This window comes from Microcoleus sp. PH2017_05_CCC_O_A (assembly GCF_020738785.1).
In the GTDB taxonomy this organism is placed as follows: Bacteria; Cyanobacteriota; Cyanobacteriia; order Cyanobacteriales; family Microcoleaceae; genus Microcoleus.
Map to the genome: position 1 here is coordinate 1 of NZ_JAEQCB010000206.1, position 7,756 is coordinate 7,756.

Below are 7,756 nucleotides of genomic sequence, written 5' to 3' on the forward strand. Positions count from 1 at the left end.
TTGGGAATTGGGAATTGGGAATTGGGAATTGGGAATTGGGAATTGGGAATTGGGAATTGGGAATTGGGAATTGGGAATTGGGAATTGGGAATTGGTAATTGGTAATTGGTAATTGGTAATTGGGTGTAAAACTTAAGACTAAGTGCAGTGGGCATCTACAAACTAATGACTGTTGACTAATGACTGTTGGAAAGCGAGCGGGGACAGCACTATGACTAATGACTGTTGGAAAGCGAGCGGGGACAGCACTATGACTAATGACTAATGACTGCTGACTAATGACTAATGACTGTTGACTGTTGACTAATGACTAATGACTAAAATCTTAATTCGTATTCGGCGGTGACGCGATTGTCTCCTTGGAAATTGGTTGAACCTCTGAGCAATATTTTGTCGTTTAAACGATACCGCACGTTGAATTCTGTTGGCTGATTTGCTGATAATACTCGAATGATTGATGCTGAAAGATTGCGCGTGATATCGGCCCCGACTTCTAAGCCTATACCGAGGGAACCTGCACCGGATGCGGCCCCTGAACTGGAACTGGCTGTTTGTCCTTCGTTTCCTCTAATTCGTGTGGGAAATAACCTAAATTCGCTCAATCCGGTGGCGTTGGTAATTACGGATTGCAGGTTGTTGAATAATCCGGCACCGGCTAAATTGGCGATCGCCAGTGTACTGTCTCCCTGTCCTAATGTTTGCACGAAACTGCCGCCTAATAGCGCTACAATCTCTGTTTGCGATCGCCCTGGAGAACTCCTCAACTCGATATTTTCGGCCAACTGGGAGGCTTTACCCTTGACTAATGCTTGAATTCGGACACTCCGCACGCTGCCGAAACTTGTCGGTTCATCGGCTATTTCAGAGGCGACAGATGTTCCTGGAGTGCGAAACCGCGAGACTTCTTGTACCGATGTTGCTAATCTCACGTCCAATGTCGGATCGAGTCCTTGTGTTGGTACAAAGGTAGCTGTTTGTGGGTATCCCTTATCAAGCTTAAACTGCGTGGTAAACAAATTCACCGCACCCGAAGTCAACCGAATCGTACCCGCAGGGCGAATATCGTCTAAAGTTCCATTCACCGTCAAAGCCCCTGTCGCCTGAAAATTCAATATCGGCGCACTCGTTACCCGCACTCCTCGGCCTAATTTCAGCGCCAAATCGTTTAATCCAACTTCAAAGGAAGGGGAAGATGTCGGCGAAGTCGGAGTCGCAGGAGAAGTAGAAACCTCAGTCGGAGTCGTAGGGGAAGATGTCGTAGTGGAAGGGGAATCGGAAGAAGCTAACCGAGTTCCGCCACCTCCGGCGCTGGGGAGAAATACTTCGCCGTCGTACAGTTCAATTTTACCGCTCAACTGCGGCCGCAAAGCTGTTCCCCTTGCTTGGACTTGACCGACTGCGCCGCCGCGGTACAATCCTCTGAGATTCAATCCCAATTTATCTAGATTGACAGCCAAAGGATTCGCTGCATCGACATCGCCCTCCGCAAAAGGGACAGACAGCGGAATCACGCCCTGGGCTACAACTTCCCCTTTACTCAATTGTCCCCGAATTCCTTCTACCCGAATACGATCGCCCTCAAAGCGCACCGCCCCAGTTAGCCCTGTAATCGGTTCTGGGAAAGCCCGCGCCCGGACGGTTGCATTTTCAAAATTGGCAATTCCTTGCGCTACAGGCTGTTGTAGCGTCCCTCCGACGCGAATTTGCACCTGTCCCTTGCCATTGACCCAGGCAAGTTGGGGAGTTAAGACATTAATAATTGCTAATCCTTCATTCTGCAAATTCGCCCTGAAATCTATTTGATTGTTGTCGGGTTTTACCGCAGCAAAGGGTAACTCGAAAGGCAAACTTCCCTGCACTTCAATTGGTTCGGTTTGAGTTACCAAAGCGCTGCCCCCAAAATTGAGGCGGGCGTTGCTATAACTGAAACTGCTGTCGGCTTTTTTAATCGGTTCTCCGTTTAGCGTTCCGTCCACCAAACTTAATTCGCCGGTGGCTTGCGGATTTTCTAAACTTCCGGCTAAGTTTGCCCGCAAATTTAAGTTTCCGGTTACGTCTACAAAGGGTAATTCGATTAGTTTTGCTAACTCTTCTACGGGTACGTTTTCGATCCGCAACTGCCCGGATTGAGCTTTCTGTCCGAGTTGTCCCGAAAATCCGATCGCACTTTTGCCCGATCGAATTTCCAGCGGCAACACGGTTAAAATCCCGTCCTGAAAACTGCCCTCAATGCTGAACTGTTCGGCGACATATTTTCCCCACTGCCAATTATCGCCTTTGACGTTAAATTGAGCTTGCACGCCTGTTCGCAGAGAACCTGCGACTGCAATTTCGCCACCAAAAGTTCCCTGCAATTGAGATAAGGCAGGCAATTTTTCCGATGATTTCACAGCTTGCTGCTGCTGCAAGATTACTTCGATTTCTGCCAAGCGGCGCAACTGTTCGATTAACGGCGCTTCCGGTTCTCCGACTGCGACTGTTTTCACGTCACCGCTGTTACCGTAAACGGGAGGTTTCAAGCCTCTCGCGAAATCTCCTAAATTGAAATACCGCAAAGCTGCTAAAACTTGCTGCAAATTCCCCTGCTGGATGTTAACTTTCCCGGCAAATTCGGGGTTTGCGCCTGCTTTCACATTGCCAGAAATGGAGTATTGACCGGTACCTTGGCGGAAGATGCCGTTTGTGAGAGTGGCACTGCCGTTAGCATAGCTGAATTCGGCTTGGAAACTGTCACCTTTAATGTAGCCGATCGCCGGTTGGGCGATCGCAATTTGTCCGTTGGCTTGCAAAGTCGCTGGATTTAACGGCATCTTCCAACCGGGTACGTTGACTTGTCCTGAAACAGTACCGGTTATCGGCCCCAAACCTGCCTCTTCTCCCGGTGAGAGATTCAACGCAGCCAGGGGGAAATCGCTTAAATTAACTCGCAAAGTTTCGCCCTCAGCTTGGCCGCGGGCTATCGATTCCCCGCGTTTAACTAAGAATGATGTCGGCAGAAACGACTGATTTAAAGCGACTTCGATTTTGTCTTGGGGGCCTGCCAAACGCAAATCTACACTTTTATCGGAACTTGCAGTCACTTTCCCCGCCAGTACAGGATCGAAAGCGACTTGATTTACTGCTAAATTCCGCACTTCCACGTCGCCAACTAAACTCAGGGCGGCCAATGTTCCGGTGAGGCGGCCAGTGAAATCGACATTGCCGCGGACAGGCTGATTTTTCTCTGAAGACTTTTTGGCACCCATGGGTGTCAAAAATGCCAACTGTTCTGCTGGCAAGGCTTCCAGGTTAAAGTTGGAGAGTTTTACATCCAAATCTAGATTGGAAATTGACGGTAATCCTTTCCCAGCTAACTCAACGCCGACAAATCCGCTGGCTGTCAAACCGCGAGTTGCAGCTTTTTCTACTTCTATCCGTTTGCCATCCCAGTTAAATATTGCATCAAAAGGTTGTTTGAGAAAGGGCAATTCCGAGATGCGGAAACTGCCGCCGGCGCGAACATTTTGCGGGGAAGCAGCAGCAATCGGGCCGGATAAATTGACATTCCCGTTAAATAGTCCCCGCAGTAAGGGGAGATTTTGGGCTTGGGAGACTAAACCGCTGCCTTGCAAGCTTTGGCGCTGGGCTTCAAAGGCTTTCTGGAAGCGACTTAGGGCAATTTGATCGCCTGCTATTGACGCGCGCCAATTCCCGGATTGTGCGCTACCTTTGGCGTTGACAACTCCGCCGCCGTTGGCGAGTCGAATTTGTCCGTCGCCGTTGGCGGTGATGCCGTTGGCGGTTAAATTATCTGTATTTCCCACTATTCTGATTTTGCCGTCGAGGGTTCCGGCAATTTCTCGCGGTAAATTGGTTGTCAGCAAACCTGTTTGTTTGAGGGTTTGTTCTAAATTGCTGACTGTAACTCCGTTGGTTTGCAGCAATGCTTCTAAGTTGCCGTTTTCCAATTTTGCCGTAGTATCGATCGCCCCGAGTCGATCGACCAAAATCCGTCCTTCCCCACTAGCACGAATTCCTTTAGCTGTCAAATTATCCAAACTTCCCGCTGCTTGGTATTGGCCGTTAACTCTGCCGTCAAATCCTTTAGGCAAAGTCGCCGTGAGAGTAAACAGTTGGAGATTGCGGACTGTTTTTTCTAAGCGACTGAGAATAACTCGATCGAGATCCGCAACAGCTTGCCATTGTTCAGCATCTAATTTTCCCTTAAAATCAACCGTACCGTCGGCAATATTTAATTTGCCACTGCTGTTAACAGAAACATCGGCGACGCTTGATTTGTCAAGACTTCCCGCCGCTTGAATTTGATTCGATATTTGTCCGTCAAGCGATTTTAGATTTTGAATTTTGGATTTTAGATTGCTATATTGTTCTTGCTTTTCGGGATTGAATGCCGAAGCCACATCTAACAGCGGCAATCCTAAATTTACCAGGCTGCTGATAGAAGTGCGATCTGTTTCTGCGGTTAAGAGCCAATTTCCCGCTGCCAATTCTCCTTTGAAATTGACATTGTTGCCGCCCAGATTGAGTTTGCCGCTACCGTTGAGATTAATTGCGCTAGCCGTCAAATTTTCCAGACTTCCAGAAGCTGTAAATTGACTCGATAACTGGCCGTCGATCGATTTTAGATTTTGGATTTTAGATCTTAGATTGCTATCTGGTTGATTTTCGGGATTGAATGCGGAAGCCACATCTAAAATCGGGAGTGTCAAATCTACTAGACGGCTGATGGAAGTGCGATCTGTTTCTGCGGTTGCTTGCCAATTTCCGTCTGTCAATTCTCCTTTGAGATTGACACTGCTGTCGGCAATATTGAGTTTACCGTTGGTGCTAAGATTGATGCCGCTAGCGGTTAAATTGTCAACATTTCCCGCAGCTTGAAATTCTCCGGCTAGCTGTCCGCCCAGAGATTTTAGATTTTGGATTTTGGATTTTAGATTGTCGAGATTGGCAGAATTTGCGATCGCCAAAAATGGCAACCCAATATCAAGTAAGGGATTGATGGCAACTTTTTCGGTTTTGCCAGAAGCTTGCCAGCGGCCTGATTCCAGTTTGCCATTAACATCAACAATACTATCAGCAACATTCAGCGTTCCTTTGCCGCTAGCATAAATACCATTTAAACTCAAATCGTCCAGAGTTCCTGCAACTTCGGCAGTGCCGCTGAACAAACCAGCTAATTCAGGAGGTAAATTAAGTCCGGGAATTAGTGGCTGCAAACTTTTCAATGCCACGCGATCGCCCTTGATTATAGCTTCCCACTGACGGTCTTGGATCGCCGCATCCACATTCACCGTAGCATCGCCAATTTTGACAACCGTATTTTGCAAATCCGCCGTATTACCTCCGGCGCGAATTTCGCCACTAGCCGGAAAAGTCCCTTGTGGTGCTTGCCATTGAGCTCTAGCTTGGATATTATTTAACGGCCCGAAAACTTGAGCTTTGGCGGTAACACTACCAATTTTAACAGCAGCGGGAATCGGGAGAGCGTAAATTTGGGCGATCGCATCTCCGGGCAGATTTTCCGCTTGCAAATCGAACACCAAACCCGATCGCGAATTCTCACTTCCCAACGTTATATCGACTTCACCTTTGCCACCAATTTTACCGCCCGCCGCCGGCACAACTAATATATCGCTCAATGTCAAAGCTAAAGAGGACAACGGCACAGTTGACGGTGGAGAATTCGGCGTTGGAGTTTGAGCTGTTCTCCCGCGTTCCAATTTAAAGTTAGTGCTAATATTGTTTAATTGCAGGCGATCGACTGTAGCGGGTTTTGTCGAGGCGATCGTACCTGTCAGCACTGGATTTGCAACGGTTCCAGTCAGTTTAGCATCCGCCTTCACTTCTCCGGCAACTGCGATCGGCAATACTACTTTCTGCCCTAACTCTGCCTCCACCGCACTAATAACACTTGCCACAGCTACCGGTTGCACGTTAGTTATCAGATTGAAACTCGCTTGTTCGGTATTAAAATTAGCTCCAGTCGCAACTGTTCCGGCTATTTGAACGGGAATTAAACCGTAATTACCTGTGAGAGTATCGACAATTAAATTAGTTCCCTGAAACCGCAATTGACCGCTACCATTTTGGATAATCTGTTTCAGCGGTTTGATACTTGCTTGCACTCCGGCAAAACTTGCTGTTCCAGTAATTCCAGATAATTTATTGTCTCGCACTTGCACGGTTAAATTGCTATTTGCCAGACCTTTTTGTAGAGAAATGCCGGAAACTTTCAGCAAGCGAGTGATGTCGGACAAAGGTAAGTTTTGCGATTGCAGTAGCACGTTAGTTTGAGCCGCAGGCAACAGAGAATCAGCCTTGACTGCAAAATTGTCATTATTGGTAAACTGACCGTTAAGTTCGTAGAGAACGCGCTGATTTTGCTCGCGAAACAAAGCGCTGCCATTTTTGAGAGTTACCGAAATCGGCGCCGAAGTTTTCTGTCCGACTTCGGGACTAGGCACTAAAACTGCACCGGCATTTTCAACTCGAATTGCTTCAATTTCCGTTTTAAATAAACCCGCAGGTTTTTTGTCCTGGGTGGGAATATCAACCCAGCGGCCTTCTGCATCCTGTTCGATATAAGCGCTAGGTTTAACTAAGGTAATATCTAATTTGAGAGTGCGGCTAAACAGCAGCGGCCAAATTGAAAATTTCACTTCCACTGCTTCTGTGGAAGCGTAATCTGGATCGATCGCAGTTGCAGGTACAGTCGATCGACCAAACCGCAACCCGATCGGAGAAAATCGCTCCAAACGTCCGATTTGCACTGGCCGCTTCAGTGTCTGACTGACCTCAGATGCCACCAAAGGAGCTAACTTTTTCTGCACCCACTCCCGTGCGGCTACCGCCCCAACCAAGCCGAGAATGCCCACTCCCGTACCGCTAAGCAGCAAGATACGCCACCAGTGGCGCCCAGAACGGGGTGCGAGTTGTTTTTTGTCATCGTCCGAGTTAGTCATGCTTATTTCTCAAGGTTGTGAGAATTCAGGAATTGAGGAAATCAGCCGGTTTGAGAGACGGAGAGGGAGAGAGGGGGAGAGGGAGAGAGGGACAGGGAGAGGATTTGACGAGTTTTGGTCGAGAAGTGAAATATACAATTTAAATGCCGTAGAGCTGAAAAAATCTGGGATTCTGACGAAGGCTTTCTGTCTTTGCTAGACTCAGAACTGACCTTGGAAGTGCCGATCGTACAATCAAACTTCAATATTCACCCCCTCCCATGTCGCACAGACTCCAGAAATCTTTACCAAACTTAATCTAAAATCGCCACACCTCCTACCACCGAGAGTCAATCTAAAATCTAAAATCTAAAATCGCCCGATCGCTTCTAAGATAAAAAAACGGTGGTTAAGAAGGTCTTTAAAACTTATGCGAGTGTTCGTCTTACTCTTCAATGCCCGCACCGAGAATGAGGGAATTCACACCATTCAACTCGGCGATCGCAACAAAGTTCTGATGTTTGAGTCAGAAGACGACGCCACACGCTTTGGCGTGATGTTGGAAGCTCAGGATTTTCCCGAACCCGCTGTCGAGGCGATCGACGATGAGGAAATTAAGGAGTTCTGCGACAGTGTTGATTATGATTGGGAACTTGTGCCGGCGGGCGCACTAGCGATTCCGCCAGAAGACAATGTAACACAGACTCAGTGGCAGGCAGAGGGGCAGTCGGAACCGGAGTCACAGCCGGAGTCGGATTCTGAGGTTTCTCAAGACGAACTGGATTCTATGCGCCGCCGACTCGAAGGACTTTTGT

The 7,756-nt window shown here is 48.0% G+C and carries 2 protein-coding genes; one reads left to right on the top strand and one right to left on the bottom strand.

What is annotated here, in order from left to right; translation table 11 throughout:
• Positions 1–317 precede the first annotated feature (317 nt).
• The gene (locus tag JGK20_RS31145; protein WP_293233368.1) at positions 318–6,962 is read right to left on the bottom strand and encodes a translocation/assembly module TamB; all 6,645 of its coding nucleotides are present in this window, start codon (positions 6,960–6,962) and stop codon (positions 318–320) included.
• 409 nt (positions 6,963–7,371) lie between these two features.
• Between JGK20_RS31145 and JGK20_RS31150 the strand changes: the two genes are divergently transcribed.
• A partial coding sequence (locus JGK20_RS31150) for a DUF3110 domain-containing protein (RefSeq protein WP_293182710.1) occupies positions 7,372–7,756 on the top strand: 385 nt, incomplete at its 3' end.